General features: G+C 38.8%; 10 protein-coding genes, 3 tRNA genes and 3 rRNA genes. 11 read left to right on the forward strand and 5 right to left on the reverse strand.

The annotated features are described in order from the left end of the window. Positions 1–89 precede the first annotated feature (89 nt). Positions 90–1,901 carry a glutamine--fructose-6-phosphate transaminase (isomerizing) gene (gene glmS, locus CCS77_RS03620; RefSeq protein WP_107916588.1) on the reverse strand — a complete coding sequence of 604 codons (1,812 nt, stop codon included), beginning with the start codon at positions 1,899–1,901 and terminating at the stop codon, positions 90–92. 3 nt (positions 1,902–1,904) lie between these two features. Further along, the gene (locus CCS77_RS03625; protein WP_107916589.1) at positions 1,905–4,403 is read right to left on the reverse strand and encodes an HD domain-containing protein; all 2,499 of its coding nucleotides are present in this window, start codon (positions 4,401–4,403) and stop codon (positions 1,905–1,907) included. Positions 4,404–4,513: 110 nt separating this feature from the next. On the opposite strand from CCS77_RS03625, the gene mqnE reads away from it, so the two are divergent. From mqnE to rrf, 10 genes are all read left to right on the forward strand, one after another. Next, positions 4,514–5,578: an aminofutalosine synthase MqnE gene (mqnE, locus tag CCS77_RS03630; protein WP_107916590.1), complete on the forward strand. Its 1,065-nt coding sequence runs from the start codon at positions 4,514–4,516 to the stop codon at positions 5,576–5,578. Between the two features lie 11 nt (positions 5,579–5,589). Next, positions 5,590–6,882, forward strand: coding sequence for an NCS2 family permease (locus CCS77_RS03635; protein WP_103573462.1), 1,293 nt, complete (start codon positions 5,590–5,592; stop codon positions 6,880–6,882). 12 nt (positions 6,883–6,894) lie between these two features. Further along, positions 6,895–7,335, forward strand: coding sequence for a phosphoribosyltransferase (locus tag CCS77_RS03640; RefSeq protein WP_012001533.1), 441 nt, complete (start codon positions 6,895–6,897; stop codon positions 7,333–7,335). A gap of 9 nt (positions 7,336–7,344) precedes the next feature. Further along, positions 7,345–8,562: an ArnT family glycosyltransferase gene (locus CCS77_RS03645; protein WP_107916591.1), complete on the forward strand. Its 1,218-nt coding sequence runs from the start codon at positions 7,345–7,347 to the stop codon at positions 8,560–8,562. Positions 8,563–8,565: 3 nt separating this feature from the next. Further along, positions 8,566–9,261, forward strand: a complete 696-nt coding sequence (locus tag CCS77_RS03650; RefSeq protein WP_107916592.1) for a type II secretion system protein — start codon at positions 8,566–8,568, stop codon at positions 9,259–9,261. A 320-nt stretch (positions 9,262–9,581) separates the two neighbouring features. Further along, a 16S ribosomal RNA gene (locus tag CCS77_RS03655) occupies positions 9,582–11,092 on the forward strand. Positions 11,093–11,186: 94 nt separating this feature from the next. After that, positions 11,187–11,263 (forward strand) — tRNA-Ile (locus tag CCS77_RS03660). Between the two features lie 12 nt (positions 11,264–11,275). Continuing rightward, positions 11,276–11,351 (forward strand) — tRNA-Ala (locus CCS77_RS03665). Between the two features lie 432 nt (positions 11,352–11,783). Next, a 23S ribosomal RNA gene (locus CCS77_RS03670) occupies positions 11,784–14,688 on the forward strand. 133 nt (positions 14,689–14,821) lie between these two features. Beyond that, a 5S ribosomal RNA gene (gene rrf, locus CCS77_RS03675) occupies positions 14,822–14,940 on the forward strand. Together the 16S, 23S and 5S rRNA genes with 2 tRNA genes alongside form the textbook arrangement of a ribosomal RNA operon. A gap of 677 nt (positions 14,941–15,617) precedes the next feature. On the opposite strand, the gene CCS77_RS03680 is transcribed toward rrf, so the two are convergent. The 3 genes from CCS77_RS03680 to CCS77_RS03690 form a co-directional block, all read right to left on the reverse strand. Then, positions 15,618–16,253: a hypothetical protein gene (locus CCS77_RS03680; RefSeq protein WP_152025741.1), complete on the reverse strand. Its 636-nt coding sequence runs from the start codon at positions 16,251–16,253 to the stop codon at positions 15,618–15,620. 403 nt (positions 16,254–16,656) lie between these two features. Next, entirely contained in the window at positions 16,657–17,481 is an 825-nt protein-coding gene (locus CCS77_RS03685; protein WP_107916594.1) for an adenylosuccinate lyase, read from the reverse strand. A gap of 50 nt (positions 17,482–17,531) precedes the next feature. Next, positions 17,532–17,717 (reverse strand): hypothetical protein, encoded by a 186-nt coding sequence (locus tag CCS77_RS03690; protein WP_103611884.1) that lies wholly within the window; start codon positions 17,715–17,717, stop codon positions 17,532–17,534. 109 nt (positions 17,718–17,826) lie between these two features. Between CCS77_RS03690 and CCS77_RS03695 the strand changes: the two genes are divergently transcribed. Then, positions 17,827–17,903, forward strand: a tRNA-Arg gene (locus tag CCS77_RS03695). The last annotated feature ends 2 nt before the right edge of the window (positions 17,904–17,905 follow it).

A 17,905-nucleotide genomic window follows, 5' to 3' on the forward strand; every position in this document is an offset into this window, starting at 1 on the left:
AAGAAAATAATATTTTGTGAAAACTTAAATTTTAAAAGAAAAATATAAAAGTAAAATTTAAGCGGCCAGCAAGATGCCAGCCACATAAATTATTCGACAGTTACACTTTTTGCGAGGTTTCTTGGCATATCGACGTTGTTGCCAAGTCTAACGGAAATTTCAAGTGCAAGTAGCTGAAGCACTAGCATCATCTCGAAAAATTCGCTCATATAGTGATCTTGAACGCTTGTTTTTACGTAGTCATCGCTTAGTTCAAACTCAAGTGGGCTTATCGCTAGGATATATGCATCTCTTGCAGCAAGCTCTTCGACGTTACTTTTTGTCTTTTCATATAACAAATTTTGAGGCATTAAAGCGATCGTAAATAGCTTCTCGTCTGCAAGCGCGATAGGTCCGTGCTTCATCTCACCTGATGGATAACCCTCGGCGTGAAGATATGAAATTTCTTTAAGTTTTAACGCACCTTCAAGTGCTAGCGGATAGAAGATATCTCTACCGATAAAGAAGAAGCCATGACCGTGCAAATAGTGCTTGCTTAAGCGATGCAGCTTCTCTTGCAAAGAGTTATCTATATTTAAAATTTGTGGGATGTGAAGAAGCGTTTTGATCTCGTGATCAAGCTCTTTTTTGCTGATAGATCCCTTTGCAGATGCCATTTGAAGCACAAGCATCCAAAGCACGATGATCTGCGTAGCAAAGGCCTTTGTACTTGCTACACCTTTTTCGATGCCAGCGCGAGTTAGAAGCGTATTATCAGCTAGTCTAACGATAGATGAGTTATCGACGTTGCAAATCGCAAGTGTCTTTAGTCCAGCCTCTTTTGCTATCCTAAGTGCTTCAAGAGTGTCAGCTGTCTCGCCACTTTGTGAGATGACGATGAAGAGCGAGTTTTTGTTTAGATAAGGCTTTCTGTATCTAAATTCGCTTGCCACTTCGACCTTTGTTCTAACTTTGGCAAGTCTTTCAAAAAGATAGCTTGCAGTTAGTGCTGCATGGTAGCTCGTACCGCAGGCACAAAGCACAACATCATCGATGCCTTTTAGGTATTCGTCGTCTAAATTTTCAAGGGTGACTTTGTGGTTTTTAACCCTGCCCATGATGGTTTCAGATACGACCGCACCTTGCTCGTAAATTTCTTTTTCCATAAAAAATGTATAACCTTCTTTTTGGGCATAGCTCTTATCTTTTGGCAGTGCGTTAAATGTTATGCTAGCTTTTTTGCCGTGTTTAAAAACAGCTATCTCATCTAAGCTCACATAGCCGTAGTTGTTATCATCAAGGTAGGCCACTTCGGTTGCGTTGCCGATAAGTGGGGCATCTGATGAGGCAAAATATAGCTCTTTTTTGTCACTTTTGCCTATCGCCATAGGAGCGGCGTCTTTTGCAAAAAATATCTTATCAGGTGCAGTTTTAGTGATAAGTAGTGTCGCATAAGCGCCTCTAAGCTTTGTGATAGTCGCCTCATAAGCCTTAAATGGGTCTTTTTTCTCTTTTAAAATTTCTTCAAAAAGGTGCACGATCACTTCGGTGTCGGTTTGGCTGACAAATTTCACGCCCTTTGCCTCAAGCTCATCTTTAAGCTCTTTGTAGTTTTCTATGATGCCGTTGTGAACGACAAATGAGTGCTCGCCAAGGTGTGGGTGAGCATTTATCTCAGTTGGTTTGCCGTGAGTTGCCCAGCGTGTGTGACCTATCGCCACGCCAAAGCCAGTTGATGTAAAGTCCTTTGTCTTTAGGGCTAAATTTTCAAGCTTGCCAACAGCTTTGAAAAAGTCGATCTTGTCATCACTCATCACAGCCATACCAGCGCTGTCGTATCCGCGATACTCAAGCTCTTTTAGACCGCTTAAAATGACCTCTTTTTTCTCTTTATCTCCGATGTATCCTACGATTCCACACATGTTTTACTCGCTTATTAATAAATTTAATATCTCTTCGCCTTTACTCTCAAGTCGCTCGTTTTTCTCGATCAAAAAGAGATTTCTCGTTCTATTTTTAACCGTCTGAATTCTAGCACTCGTGACTTGAAAATGAAGCCTGTCAAAAACACTCATCACATAAGCCATTAGCCCGCGCTGATCTTTTGCGTTGATGCTAAGTTTGGCGTAATCTTTTGAGTGATTTAGCTCGAAGTTTATCTCATCTTTGTTAATATTTGGTTTCAAAGGCTCTCTTAAAACCTCGCTATTTAGGGATTTTAGGGCTAAAATTTTAGTATTTTCAAGCTCATGATTTTTTACATTTTGGTTAAAGTCAAGCCTGATATAAAATTTCTTCTCAAATAGCTCAAATATCTCCATATACGCAAGGTCAAATTTGGCAAATTCATAGAGCAGGGCGCTTAAATTTAGGCTTTTGTTTGTATAAATTTGAATGCTTAAATTTTTAGTATTGTTTATGAAAATTTCGGTTTCGTTTAAGCTATCAGCCACTTTGCTTAAATTTATGATCTCGCTCGCGCTATATTTTGTAAAGACCAAATTTGATGTGATCTTAAAAATTTTCTCTTGCAGCTTTGGCTCAAGCGCCAAAAACTCGCTATTTCTTTTTATAGACTGCTCTTTTTTTACTCGTCTTGTCGCTTCATCAAGTAAATTTTCATCGCTAAATGCACTAAGAGAAATTTCATAAAGCTCTCTTAAAAGCTTTGCTGTGTAAGCGTTGTAAAGCCTCTCATTTGTGGCGTTTATCACGCAGTAGCTAAGGATGTAAAGTAGCTTTAAAACCTGCTTGTCGCCAAGCTTTGAGATAAAGGCAAAGATGACGCGCTGCGAGTAGATATCCTCTCTGTTTGAGACGTTGCTCATTAGGGTGTGGTATTTTATCAAGATGACGCCGATGTTGATAGCTTTTTGGCTTAAATTTAGCTTATTAGCATAGGCTCTAAAGATGTTTGCGCCGATGTTTGCGTGATCTTTGCCGCCAAGTCCTTTACCAACGTCATGCATAAGCGTCACGATCTTTAGCATCGTTTTGCCCTCTAAGCAAAGCTCAGCGTAGAGATTTTTTATAAATTTATCTTTTATATTTTCAAGAAATTTGACACTTAAGATGCTATGCTCATCAACCGTAAATTCGTGATAGCCGTCATATTCTGCTAGCTGGGAGATGTGCTCCATCGGTTTTATCAAAATTTGTATCATCTGCGCATCGAGTAAGGATTTTAAGATAGCGTAGGAATTTTCTCTTAAAAATATCTTCTTAAACTCGCTGATAGCGCGCTCTAGGCCATCTTTTGTGATGATGGCTCGCTTGATATAAAAGATCGCGCTTATATCAAATTTATAATCCACATCTTTTAGCTCCAAAAGCTCATTTATGAGATCCTCGATGAGCGCTGGCTTTTTGTGAAGCGGCACGTAGATGACGCCATTTATCTCATAAAAGCCATTTTTTAGCCTAGCAAATTTTCTTTGAACGAAGCTTAGCTCGCTTTTGAAAAATGGCCTGCAAAGCGAAGCTGCGATAAATCTTGAATAAATGGCTACGTTGTTCATCGAGCTTAGCATCTTTTGGCTGATGACGCTTTCGTTGTCTTGAAGCTTTTTGGACTTTGTCTGCATGAAATTTGTCGTGATCTCGACACTTGAAGCGCTGAAAGTATCGGTGTTTTGAGTTAAATTTAAAGCACTTAGCAAGCTTAGTAAAAAATCCACGTTTAGATTAAAACTAGCGATCTCTTTTTCATTCATCACTTTTAGGGCTTGTGATCTAACCGAAACGTCGCTATCAAGGCAGTTTAGTATGCAGTTTAAGCGGTAAATTTCATCGATCCCGCCAAAGCCACTTTTTAAATTTGGCTCTTGTGCCAAGTAGCTTATGCTAGAAAATGGCAAAAATGCCTTTAAATGGTAGTTTAAAAAGGCTTTTTTATCAAATTCTTTTATCTTTATGATCTCGCTTTTTACTAGGCGGTAGAGGCTTTTTGAGCCGCAGATGTAGCGAAGTTGAGAGGTTTCGCTTTTAAATTTAAGGTCATCTTTGAAATTTATAAAAATTTCATCCACTTCGGCAATTTTTATCATAAATTTCATGCCAGAGCTATCTAAAATTTCAGAAAATTCTTTTAAGAAATTTTTTATATTATAGCCCTTTAAATTTTTATAAACTAGCAAAATTTCAAGCTCGCTATTTGCGCTAAGTAGCGTTTGAGCGTATTTGCCAGTGGCTAGAACGCTAAAAGCAAAGCTGTCGTTTTGTGGCACAAACTCATCAAAAAATTCTCGCATAGTTTCATTTAAATAAGATTTTATAAAATCATCATACTCTTTGGCTAAGAAATTTGTGAAATTTCTGCCTTGGTTTTTTTGAAAATGTTTTGGCAAATTTGCCTTAAAATCAAGAAATTTCTCTTTGATCTTTGAATAATTATCGCTATTTTTGGCACTTTTATCAGCTAGCATTTAGTGTTTCCATTGTTAAAAATATCTTGGCAAATGTTACATAATTTTTGCAAAAACAAAGCTTTATTTGCTTATAATAAAGCCTTAAGTTCAGCTTTAGGACGATATAAATAATGAATCTATTACAAAAACTAGAAAGTGGCGAGAGATTAAGCAAGCAAGAGGCTTTTTCGCTTTATGAGCTTGATCTTTTTACCTTGGCTAAATTTGCCGACAAAAAGCGCAGAAAACTGCACGGCAACAAGGTTTTTTTTAACGTAAATCGCCATATCAATCCAACAAATATCTGTGCTGACATCTGTAAATTTTGCGCATTTTCAGCCCATAGAAAAAATCCAAATCCATACCTAATGAGCCACGAAGAAATTTTAAAGATCGTTGATGAGAGCGTGAGCCACGGCATAAAAGAGATACACATCGTCTCCGCCCACAACGCAACTAGCGGTTGGCAGTGGTATTTAGAAATTTTTAAAAAGATAAAGGCAGCTCATCCAGAGCTTCACGTAAAGGCGATGACGGCGGCTGAGATTGATTTTTTATCAAGGCATTACGGCTTAAGCTACGATGAGGTGATAGAAAAGATGCTTGAATACGGAGTCGATAGCATGCCGGGTGGTGGGGCTGAAATTTTTGACGAAGAGGTCAGGGCTAAAATTTGCAAAGGCAAAGTAAGTAGCGAGAACTGGCTCAAAATTCACAAAATGTGGCACGATAAAGGCAGACAAAGTAACGCTACAATGCTTTTTGGCCACATAGAAAGCCGTGAAAATAGGATCGATCACATGCTAAGGATCAGAGACTTGCAGGATGAAACTGGCGGATTTAACGCATTTATCCCGCTTGTCTATCAAAGAGAAAATAACTACTTAAAAGATGTTAAATTTCTAGGATCAGCTGAAATTTTAAAGACTATGGCGATATCTCGCTTGGTGCTTGATAATGTCCCGCACATAAAGGCATACTGGGCCACTTCGACGCTAAATTTAGCGATGATCGCTCAGGAATTTGGCGCTGATGATCTTGATGGCACGATAGAAAAAGAGAGTATCCAAAGTGCAGCCGGCGCAAATAGCGCAAATGGCGTTACACTAAAGACATTTTGCGATCTCATAAAAACATCTGGTTTTACGCCGGTTGAGCGTGATAGCTTATATAACGAACTTAAAATTTACTAAAGGAGCTTGGGGTGAAATTTTTTGACTTAGCACAAAACAAAACGAGTGTGAAGCAGGAATTTGGAGCGGGACTTACGACATTTTTGGCGATGATGTATATCGTGCCGGTAAATGCGATTATTATGAGCAAAACTGGCATGCCTTATGAGGCGCTAATAACGGCAACAGCGCTAATTACCATATTTTCTACTGTATTAAATGGTCTTTGGGCGAACACGCCAGTTGCGATGAGCGTTGGTATGGGGCTTAACGCTTATTTTACATTTGGTCTTTGCATCGGTATGAAAGTGCCTTGGCAAACGGCTCTTGGTGTTGTTTTTCTAAGCGGCGTGATATTTGTCGTCTTGTCTTTTACAAATTTTAGGATGTGGATAATAAGATCCATCCCACTTGATCTAAGAAGAGCGATAAGCGCTGGTATAGGCACATTTATCAGCTTTGTGGCGTTTCAGCAAATGGGCTTTATCGTAAATAACGACGCGGTTTTAGTTGGCATAGGAAATTTCAGAGATCCAAACGTGCTTCTTGGCGTTTTGGGGCTATTTTTAGTTATTTGCTTTTGGGCGTGGAAGATAAAGGGCGCGTTTATCCTAGCCGTGCTTGTCACTTCAGTGATCGCTTGGGTGCTTGGCATCGCTCCTCATCCAACAGAAATTTTCTCAACTCCAGCCTCTATCTCGCCGATATTTTTAGAGCTTGACATAAAAGGTGCTTTTAGCCTAGCTTTACTCCCAGTTGTTATCACATTTTTTGTGACCGATCTTTTTGACTCGATAGGCACGCTAGCTGGCGTTGGCACGAGGGCTGGGATATTTGACGAAAATAAAAAAGATGGCGTCGTAAAACTTGAAAAAACTCTTGAAGCTGACGCGGTTGCTACTGCAGCTGGCTCGCTTGTAGGTGTAAGTACGACCACATCGTTTGTAGAGAGCGCAAGCGGCGTAGAAGAGGGCGGCAGGACTGGTCTAACAGCTGTATTTTGCGGACTTTTATTTATACTTACACTATTTATGTTGCCACTTTTTAAAGCTATCCCTGGCAATGCCATCTATCCGATCCTCGTAATGGTCGGCGTGCTTATGTTTGCCGAGCTTGCTAGCATAAATTTTAAAGATCCAGCCATCGGCGTTGCGACATTTTTCATAGTTGTGCTCATCCCGCTTACTTACTCGATCACAAACGGCCTTGCATTTGGCTTTATGTCATACGTCATAGTTAAGCTCATAAAGAGAGAATTTAGCGATATAAATTTAGGTGTAGTCGTGCTAGCGCTCATTAGTTTTATCGTATTTTTAGTGCATTGATAAGGATGAAAGATGATATTTTATAGCTACGATGAATTTGCCGTTGATGCCAAAAAGATGGCAAAACAGATAAAAGATGAGTTTGATCCAGAGGTGATACTAGCTGTGGCAAGAGGTGGTCTAACGCTTGGCCACTCACTAGCTGTTGCGCTTGAAAATAGAAATTTATTTACCTTAAATTCTATCCACTACGAGGATACAAACAAACTTGATACGATACAAATTTTTAACGTGCCAGATCTTAGCAAATACACTAAAATTTTGCTTGTTGATGATATCATCGATAGCGGCGAGAGCATGGTCGAGATAAAAAGAGAGCTGCTTAAACGCTATCCAAATTTAGATATAAAGATAGCGACTGTATTTTATAAAGAGAAGGCTCTGCTTTTGCCTGAATTTAAGGTGAAAGAGGCTCATGACTGGGTTGAGTTTTTCTGGGATATACATATTTAAGGGCTAAATTTGTTAGAAAGAGTTAGAGAATTTGCTAGCAGACACATCGCTTTTAGCGTATTTTTGATATGTTTGATTGATTTTGTATTTCTACTTTATGCGGCAAATTCTCTTAGCATAAGCTACAATGAGGCTGAAATTTTCTTTCAAAAGCACAGCCTTTTAAGCTTTATCTTAAAACTAAGCACCCATTTTTTTGGTCAAAATGACCTTGCTGTGCGGGGCGTGATGGTTTTTTTTCACATCGCAAGCGTGGTTTTGATGTATAAGGTGAGTAAATTTTACATTAAGCTCGAGTTTGACAGGATCATAGCGGTCCTACTTTTTGTGCTGCTTCCTGGCACGCTAGCTTCAGCACTTATCATAAATAACGCTGGAATTTGCATCACTCTAGCGCTTTTATGCATATATCTTTTTCATATTAAAAAGAAAATTTTATTTAGCCTCTTTTTCTGCCTAGCCTTTTTCATAGATGGTGATTTTTTGATATTTTATGCAGGATTTTTTATATTTGCACTTTACAAAAGAAAGCCGCCTCTTGCTTGGCTCAGTGCCATTTTATTTTTGCTGACGCTTTACTTTTTTGGCTTTGAAACAAATGGCAGACCAAGCGGGCACTTTATCGATACTTTTGGCATATTTGCCGCTGTATTTTCGCCATTTGTCTTTATCTTTTTTGTATATACGATTTATAGAATTTGGGTTAAGGAGAAGAAAGATCTTTTGTGGTTTATCGCCATTTGCTCATTTTGCTTTTGCATGATAGTCTCTGTGCGCCAAAGGCTGGAGCTTGAGCAGTTTTTGCCATTTTGTGTGATCGCAACGCCACTTATGGTAAGAGTTTTTTTCAACTCATATCGCGTGAGGCTGCCAAAATTTAGAAAAGGTCATAAAATTTGCACTAGCTTAGTGATGCTATTTTTGATATTTAACTGGTCAGCGATCATTTTTAATCAAATTTTTTACCTCTTTTTAAGCGATCCTACAAAACATCTCACTTATAAATTTGATGTAGCAAAAGAGCTGGCAGATAAGCTAAAAGAGGCTGGAGTGCAAGATATAGCGACTGAAGATACAAGGCTTGCGCTAAGGCTTAAATTTTATGGGATAAAAACAAAAAGCTACTCTAAAAATTTATTAGCAAGTGCCGATTTAGATGAAAAATCGAAATTTAGTATAGAAAAAATGGGAAAAGTAGTTGCAAATTTCAATATCAAGGAACGATAGGCTATGAAAAAAAGAGCTTTTACGATGATAGAGCTTATTTTTGTTATTGTTGTTGTTGGAATTTTAGCTGCCATTATGATCCCAAAACTAAACAGAAATGCCTCAAGAGAAGCGGCAAATCAGATCCTAACTCATATAAGATACACTCAACACCTAGCTATGCAGGATGATAAATATGAAAATTTTATTAGCAATCAGTCTAAGCCATGGTTTAAGTTGAGATGGGGAATAACATTTAATGAAACTAGTCTAAAGGAATGCTCTATAGATAAACCAGGAGTTAAGACTTGGAAGTATAGTGTCTTTTTTGACAAAAGTGTAAATGGAAATATAAATTCAGAAAGTGAAGTTGCAAACGATATCTATAAAAGCGGGAAACTCCTTAGTGGAGGCTGGAGTAGTGGAATAGTAACAGAAGCTACTTGCAAAAAGTGGAATAAAGAATTAAATTTAGGAAAAAGGTTTGGCATAACATCAGTTGATTTTAAAGACGGTTGTAGTGGAATGCAAACTATAATTTTTGATGAAATGGGTCGCCCTATGAGAGTAGCAAGTACTACTTCTGGAGGAGCAAAACGTCCTTATGATAGACTTCTTAAAAAAGATTGCAGTATAACAATAACAGATAAACGCGGCAATCAAACAACCATTAGTATAGAAAAAGAAAGCGGCTTTGCATCTATAAAAGAAAATAGTTAAATTTGATTAAAAATTTATAGTTTTTATTTTTTAAAAAATTAGCCTAATTTTTATCTACCTTTAAGCATCCCTCATATATAATTCCAGCTCACGAAACGAGAAACCACCTTTAACTTCAACGTTAATAAAGCCTTTTTCTTATCGTTGTTCTTTTAACTTACAATTGTTAAACTATTAGTCAATCTTTGAAATCTAAACAAGTGATCGATTGAGCCAGTCTATTATGATTAAATAATAGATTAGACAAACTAATATAAAAACTAAAAGTTTTTTTGATTAAAAACTTCATAATAAAAATCCTATCTATTAGATAGGTAATTAATATGGAGAGTTTGATCCTGGCTCAGAGTGAACGCTGGCGGCGTGCCTAATACATGCAAGTCGAACGGACGAGTAAGAGCTTGCTCTTATGAGTTAGTGGCGCACGGGTGAGTAATGTATAGCTAATCTGCCCTACACTAGAGGACAACAGTTGGAAACGACTGCTAATACTCTATACTCCTATCTAACATAAGTTAGATAGGGAAAGTTCTTCGGTGTAGGATGAGGCTATATTGTATCAGCTAGTTGGTGAGGTAATGGCTCACCAAGGCTATGACGCATAACTGGTCTGAGAGGATGATCAGTCACACTGGAACTGAGACACGGTCCAGACTCCTACGGGAGGCAGCAGTAGGGAATATTGCTCAATGGGGGAAACCCTGAAGCAGCAACGCCGCGTGGAGGATGACACTTTTCGGAGCGTAAACTCCTTTTGTTAGGGAAGAACAATGACGGTACCTAACGAATAAGCACCGGCTAACTCCGTGCCAGCAGCCGCGGTAATACGGAGGGTGCAAGCGTTACTCGGAATCACTGGGCGTAAAGGACGCGTAGGCGGATTATCAAGTCTCTTGTGAAATCCTATGGCTTAACCATAGAACTGCTTGGGAAACTGATAATCTAGAGTGAGGGAGAGGCAGATGGAATTGGTGGTGTAGGGGTAAAATCCGTAGAGATCACCAGGAATACCCATTGCGAAGGCGATCTGCTGGAACTCAACTGACGCTAATGCGTGAAAGCGTGGGGAGCAAACAGGATTAGATACCCTGGTAGTCCACGCCCTAAACGATGTATACTAGTTGTTGCTAAGCTAGTCTTGGCAGTAATGCACCTAACGGATTAAGTATACCGCCTGGGGAGTACGGTCGCAAGATTAAAACTCAAAGGAATAGACGGGGACCCGCACAAGCGGTGGAGCATGTGGTTTAATTCGAAGATACGCGAAGAACCTTACCCGGACTTGATATCTAACAAATCATCTAGAGATAGAAGAGTGTCTGCTTGCAGAAATGTTAAGACAGGTGCTGCACGGCTGTCGTCAGCTCGTGTCGTGAGATGTTGGGTTAAGTCCCGCAACGAGCGCAACCCACGTCATTAGTTGCTAACAGTTCGGCTGAGCACTCTAATGAGACTGCCTTCGTAAGGAGGAGGAAGGTGTGGACGACGTCAAGTCATCATGGCCCTTATGTCCGGGGCGACACACGTGCTACAATGGCATATACAATGAGAAGCAATATCGCGAGATGGAGCAAATCTATAAAATATGTCCCAGTTCGGATTGGAGTCTGCAACTCGACTCCATGAAGCCGGAATCGCTAGTAATCGTAGATCAGCCATGCTACGGTGAATACGTTCCCGGGTCTTGTACTCACCGCCCGTCACACCATGGGAGTTGATTTCACTCGAAGCCGGAATACTAAATTAGTTACCGTCCACAGTGGAATCAGCGACTGGGGTGAAGTCGTAACAAGGTAACCGTAGGAGAACCTGCGGTTGGATCACCTCCTTTCTAGAGTACATATAGATATTCTCTCACAAGATATCTATAAGAAAGATATTCTCAATCATCCTTGTTTAGTTTTGAAAGATTGATAGACCTATAGGGGCCTATAGCTCAGCTGGTTAGAGTGCACCCCTGATAAGGGTGAGGTCACAAGTTCAAGTCTTGTTAGGCCCACCAGAGAATTTAATTGGGGAATTAGCTCAGCTGGGAGAGCGCCTGCTTTGCACGCAGGAGGTCAGCGGTTCGATCCCGCTATTCTCCACCATAAAATAGTTTAACAGTAAAAGTCTATATTAAGTGTTTTTAGAAACATTTACTTTAGACTTTTAAGTGTCTTAATCTTTATTGATTACGAAGTTGCCGAAAGCAACTTTGTGCTTTAGGGGTTTCCAAAGGGTGTAACTCTTTGGTCGTAAAGACTAGCTTGCTAGTCTGCGAAGTCTAAATGTTCTTTTAATTAATATTGTTAATAGTCACAAGCAAGTTTTAAAAACAATTTTACAGGACTTGTTAAAGATTTAAATTTCTATTCTCTTTGCATTTAATGCAAAAGTTTGACATCACAATCTATTTAGGATTTAAAACTTATCTAAATAGTAGTCAATGCTTTCCGTCTTGAGAGTTAGAATTTAAATGTAGTAACTAAAGTTATCTTTAACAAGGAAGTGATGCGAATTAGAATAATCTAATATAGAAAAGGTAAGCTACAAAGAGCAAGTGGTGGATGCCTTGGCTAGTAGAGGCGATGAAAGACGTGCCAGGCTGCGATAAGTCTCGGGGAGCCGTCAAGGGGCTTTGATCCGGGAATTTCTGAATGGGGCAACCCAACTAATAGAGATATTAGTTACCGTATAACGGAGCGAACGAGGGGAATTGAAACATCTTAGTACCCTCAGGAAAAGAAATCAAAAGAGATTACGCTAGTAGCGGCGAGCGAACGCGTAAGAGGGCAAACCACTAGTTTACTAGTGGGGTTGTAGGACTGCAATATAGACTAAACTTAGCTAATAGAACAACCTGGAAAGGTTAGGCACAGAGGGTGATACCCCCGTATATGAAAGCTTTGTTTTACTTAGCAGTATCCTGAGTAGGGCGGAACACGTGATATTCTGTCTGAAGCTGGGTAGACCACTATCCAACCCTAAATACTACTACTAGACCGATAGTGCACAAGTACCGTGAGGGAAAGGTGAAAAGAACTGAGGTGATCAGAGTGAAATAGAACCTGAAACCATTTGCTTACAATCATTCAGAGCCCTATGATTTATCAGGGTGATGGACTGCCTTTTGCATAATGAGCCTGCGAGTTGTGATGTCTGGCGAGGTTAAGGAAACCCGGAGCCGTAGCGAAAGCGAGTCTTAATAGGGCGTTTAGTCAGACGTTGCAGACCCGAAACGATGTGATCTATCCATGAGCAGGTTGAAACCGGTGTAAGAGCCGGTGGAGGACCGAACCCGCTAGCGTTGAAAAGCTATGGGATGACTTGTGGATAGGGGTGAAAGGCCAATCAAACATCGTGATAGCTGGTTCTCTCCGAAATATATTTAGGTATAGCGTCATGTAGTAACACTAGGGGGTAGAGCACTGAATGGGCTAGGGCATACACCAATGTACCAAACCCTATCAAACTCCGAATACCTAGTGTGTAATCATGGCAGTCAGGCGGCGAGTGATAAAATCCGTCGTCGAGAGGGGAACAACCCAGACTAACAGCTAAGGTCCCTAAATCTCATTTAAGTGGAAAACGATGTGGAGTTACTTAAACAACCAGGAGGTTGGCTTAGAAGCAGCCATCCTTTAAAGAAAGCGTAATAGCTCACTGGTCTAGTGATTCTGCGCGGAAAATATAACGGGGCTAAAATGAGTACCGAAGCTTTAGACTTAGTTTTACTAAGTGGTAGGAGAGCGTTGTATTTGCGTTGAAGGTATACCGGTAAGGAGTGCTGGAGCGAATACAAGTGAGCATGCAGGCATGAGTAGCGATAATTGGGGTGAGAATCCCCAACGCCGTAAACCCAAGGTTTCCTACGCGATGCTCGTCATCGTAGGGTTAGCCGGGTCCTAAGCAAAGTCCGAAAGGGGTATGCGATGGAAAATTGGTTAATATTCCAATGCCAACTATAATGTGCGATGGAAGGACGCTTAGAGTTAGAGGAGCCAGCGGATGGTAGTGCTGGTCGAAAGGTGCAGGTTGGAGTTCAGGTAAATCCGAACTCCTTTAAGCCGAGGCCTTACAGGTACGTGAAGTTTTTCGGAATGAATCGTAAATCCTTGATACTGTCGAGCCAAGAAAAGTTTCTAAGTTTAGTTATAGTTGCCCGTACCGTAAACCGACACAGGTGGGTGGGATGAGTATTCTAAGGCGCGTGGAAGAACTCTCTTCAAGGAACTCTGCAAAATAGCACCGTATCTTCGGTATAAGGTGTGCCTAACTTTGTGAAGGATTTACTCCGTAAGCATTGAAGGTTACAACAAAGAGTCCCTCCCGACTGTTTACCAAAAACACAGCACTCTGCTAACTCGTAAGAGGATGTATAGGGTGTGACGCCTGCCCGGTGCTCGAAGGTTAATTGATGACGTTAGCTCTGCGAAGCGTTTGATCGAAGCCCGAGTAAACGGCGGCCGTAACTATAACGGTCCTAAGGTAGCGAAATTCCTTGTCGATTAAATATCGACCTGCATGAATGGCGTAACGAGATGGGAGCTGTCTCGAAGAGGGATCCAGTGAAATTGTAGTGGAGGTGAAAATTCCTCCTACCCGCGGCAAGACGGAAAGACCCCGTGGACCTTTACTACAGCTTGACACTGCTATTGGGATAAAAATGTGCAGGATAGGCGGGAGGCTTTGATCCATAGACGCCAGTTTATGGTGAGCCATTGTTGAGATACCGCTCTTTTTTATTCTGATAGCTAACTAGCTTGAGTTATCCTCAAGTAGGACAATGTCTGGTGGGTAGTTTGACTGGGGCGGTCGCCTCCCAAAATGTAACGGAGGCTTACAAAGGTTGGCTCAGAACGGTTGGAAATCGTTCGTAGAGTATAAAGGCATAAGCCAGCTTAACTGCGAGACATACACGTCAAGCAGAGACGAAAGTCGGTCTTAGTGATCCGGTGGTTCTGTGTGGAAGGGCCATCGCTCAAAGGATAAAAGGTACCCCGGGGATAACAGGCTGATCTCCCCCAAGAGCTCACATCGACGGGGAGGTTTGGCACCTCGATGTCGGCTCATCGCATCCTGGGGCTGGAGCAGGTCCCAAGGGTATGGCTGTTCGCCATTTAAAGCGGTACGCGAGCTGGGTTCAGAACGTCGTGAGACAGTTCGGTCCCTATCTGCCGTGGGCGCAAGAAGATTGAGGAGAGTTGACCCTAGTACGAGAGGACCGGGTCGAACCAACCACTGGTGTACGAGTTGTCCTGCCAAGGGCACCGCTCGGTAGCTATGTTGGGATGTGATAACTGCTGAAAGCATCTAAGCAGGAAGCCAACTCCAAGATGAATCTTCTTTTAAGAGCTCATATAGACTATGTGTTTGATAGGCTGGGTGTGTAATGGATGAAAGTCCTTTAGCTGACCAGTACTAATAGCTCGTCTGCTTATCTTTTAATAAGCATCACTTCCTTGTTAAGGATAAAAACTTAATAAGATATGTTTTTACAAAACTTTGTTTATGACTTTTAACTTTATCTAGTAGTGTTAAATAAGAGATTTAGCTATTATATCTTTTATTTAACACTGCCCGTGACTATACAGACGAGGAAACGCCTTGCTCCATCTCGAACCAAGAAGCTAAGCTCGTCCTGGCTGATGATACTCTCCCTTACTGGGATGTTGGAAAAGTAGGTCGTTGCGGGCTTTGTTGTTAGTCTGCTTTAATTCTTATGTTATTAATCTTGTTTTTATTGGTGTTTATTTCTATTTAAGTATAAAGTATTAGTTTTTATTTTTTAATTAGTTTTTATTGATTAAATATGGTAAAATTTTTATATTTGTTTTTATGTTATTGGATTACCTTAATCGCATTATTTTAAGCTAAAATAAAAATCTCTAAACTTTAGATATATTTTGGCATATTTACATCTCTACTCGTAGTAGCAAGATATAAAGTTTCAGTTGAAGATTTATATACCATTTATGTAAATTACTATTAGTGTAAATTTATTTTTTAGAAGGTCTTATACTCTAGTAAACCTTGATTATTTAGGCATTTTTATAATAATCAGATTAATTTTACATTTTTATCTAGTTTGTTAAACTTTAAATAATATATTATTAGTTTATTTTGTGAAACAACCTTTTAGCTATTTAAACATATGTCTCTTACTATTAAATTTTAGCATACTAATTTTCAAAACTTTACAAAAAATGAATTTTGTTTATTTTTAGAAATTTGATTTTTTATATTGCTGATATTGCTTTGCTATTATTTAAATAATTTATTTTTAACTTCTAATAATTTTTATAGCTTGATCGATTAATAATAGAATTATAATAAAAAAATATACTTAACTTATTGGTATTATAGTCATGAATTTATTTTACTTTGTTGTTATTTTTTATACATTTTGTATGAAGCTCGTCACTTAAGAACTCCGGCTTGATCTCGCAAAGTTCTATTTCTTGGTAGCTCTCACCAAATGCTTTTGGGTTGACAAGCAAATTCATATAGTACTTTGCAGAATAAAGTCTTTTTAGATTCTGCTGTACAAAGATATTATCAAGTCCAGCAAATTCATCATCGTATTGTTTTATATTTTCAAGAACACTTACTATTGGATGCTTATCCATCCTTTCTGATTTAATCAATACAGCGTGTAGGCTTTTCCAAAAGTCGTCTTTGGCGATAATATATTGTTTATATGATTCGTTTCCAAAAAGTGCTATTTCTTTGGCTTTTTTAGTATCTTTTGGACTATTATTCTCAATATGCCCAAGTTTATTTTGTATGATAAAAAGCTCATTTGTGTGTCCACAAGAAGCGTCTTTGCAAACTCTTAAATTCTTGTATTCTTGTATTGTTTTAAGATAATCATTGCCAGACATGGCAAGTTTTAAAAGGTAAGACATTCTGTCATTCCATTTTTGTAAGTAGAGTCTGTCTAATGTTTTTTGGTTTTTACCATCGGTTTCTATATATGTTGCAGCATATTTTATCCGTTCGGTTGCCAAAAAGATATCTAAAAATTCTTTTTGCTTTTCCGAAGATAGTTGTTTTAGTTCGGTTAAATTTGTAATTTTTTCTTGTAACTCTTTTGCCTTTGTGTCAAGTTCTATTACCTTATCAGAAGCAAATAAAGTGCAAAGTAATACAAAAAGTTATTATCAAGAATATTCTTTTCATATTGTGTCCTTTAAAATTTTTATGCTAAGAATACCAATTCTGTTAGGTTGGCGCAATAAATTTACATTGCAAAAAAGCATCTAGGCAAAAATTTGTCAAATTACATCTTTAAAGTCAAACTAAGTATCCTAATTTGCATTGTGGATAACTTATTTTTTTAGTTTCTGTATTTTTTAGCTAGCTGATTTTAGCATTTTAATATATATTTTTCAAATTTTAATTTTAAAACTTTTACCCCACCTTTATAAAATTCTCTTGGTTTTTAAAGAACGGTTTTAGTGCCTCATAGGCTGTTTGGATCTTTTTAAATTTAGTGTTATACTCGTTTTTGATGCTTTCACTCTTGTTTGAGTGTCTGTCTGGGTGGTAAATTTTAGCAAGGGCTAGGTAGCTGTCTCTTACGGTTTCGAAGCTGTCGCTATTTGAGCAGCCTAAAATTTCAAAATTTTCTTCTAGCAAATTTGCCAAAGCGCTAAAGCGACTTTTAAATTTGGCCGAGTTTTGAACCTTGTAATTTCTTTTGAACTCTTTAAATTTGACTTCATTGTAGTAAAAATTTACTATAAATTTTAGATGTTCGCGTCTTGAAATGATCTCTTCTATCAAGTCAAAATCGCTATCTTTTTTTATTTTTAAGCTAAATTTATGATTTTTCTCGTCAAATTTAGACTCATTGCCTTTAAAATTTTGCAAAATGTAGCTTGCAAAAGCTCTTGGAGTGTTATTTAGCGTAAAGATCATCTCGTCATTAAAAAAATCGATGTCGATATTGTAGATGTTTGTTAGGGCGTTTCTTTGCACTAGAGATAGTTTTATGGTTTTGTATTTTGCAAAGGTCACGTCAAGCTCGTTGCCCTGTTTTTCATAGAGTTTTTTTATAAATTTTAAGAAGCATTTTCGCTGTGGGATCTCGCTCTCTTCGTAAAAAGAGATGATTTTGTTTTTGTTTGCTAGGGTTTTTGTGAAATTTTTACTTATCAGTGTGCGAAGCTCGCAAAAAAGAGCGTCGCTATCGGTTAAAATGCTTAAAGATTCTAAAGTTTGGGTTATATTCATGGGTTTCTCCATTCAAAATATCCCTATTTAAAGCAACTAGCGTTCCAAAGTTAAATTTTCCTGATATTGCTATCTTTTGTATATGCCAAAAACTCATCTCTTAGCTTTTGTTCTTTGTGTAAGATCGCCTCCTCTTTTGTGTAAGAAGCGGCTTCTTTTTGGGGCTTTTTTGCCACGCCTTGCTCTTTTGTAAGCTCTTTTTTGATCTCTTTTAGGCTATCGAAAAAATCGTTCATTTTTGCTCCTTTTACTCAAAGGATTTTACTAAAAAGGTTATAAATTTAAAATGAATACAATCTCTTTTTAAGGAAAGTTTGGTTAATATCACAACTTAATTTTTCATGTGCGCTCGTAGCTCAGCTGGATAGAGCATTTGATTGCGGTTCAAAAGGTCAGAGATTCGAATTCTCTCGGGCGCACCATC

It is taken from the genome of Campylobacter concisus (assembly GCF_003048375.1).
GTDB lineage: Bacteria > Campylobacterota > Campylobacteria > Campylobacterales > Campylobacteraceae > Campylobacter_A > Campylobacter_A concisus_T.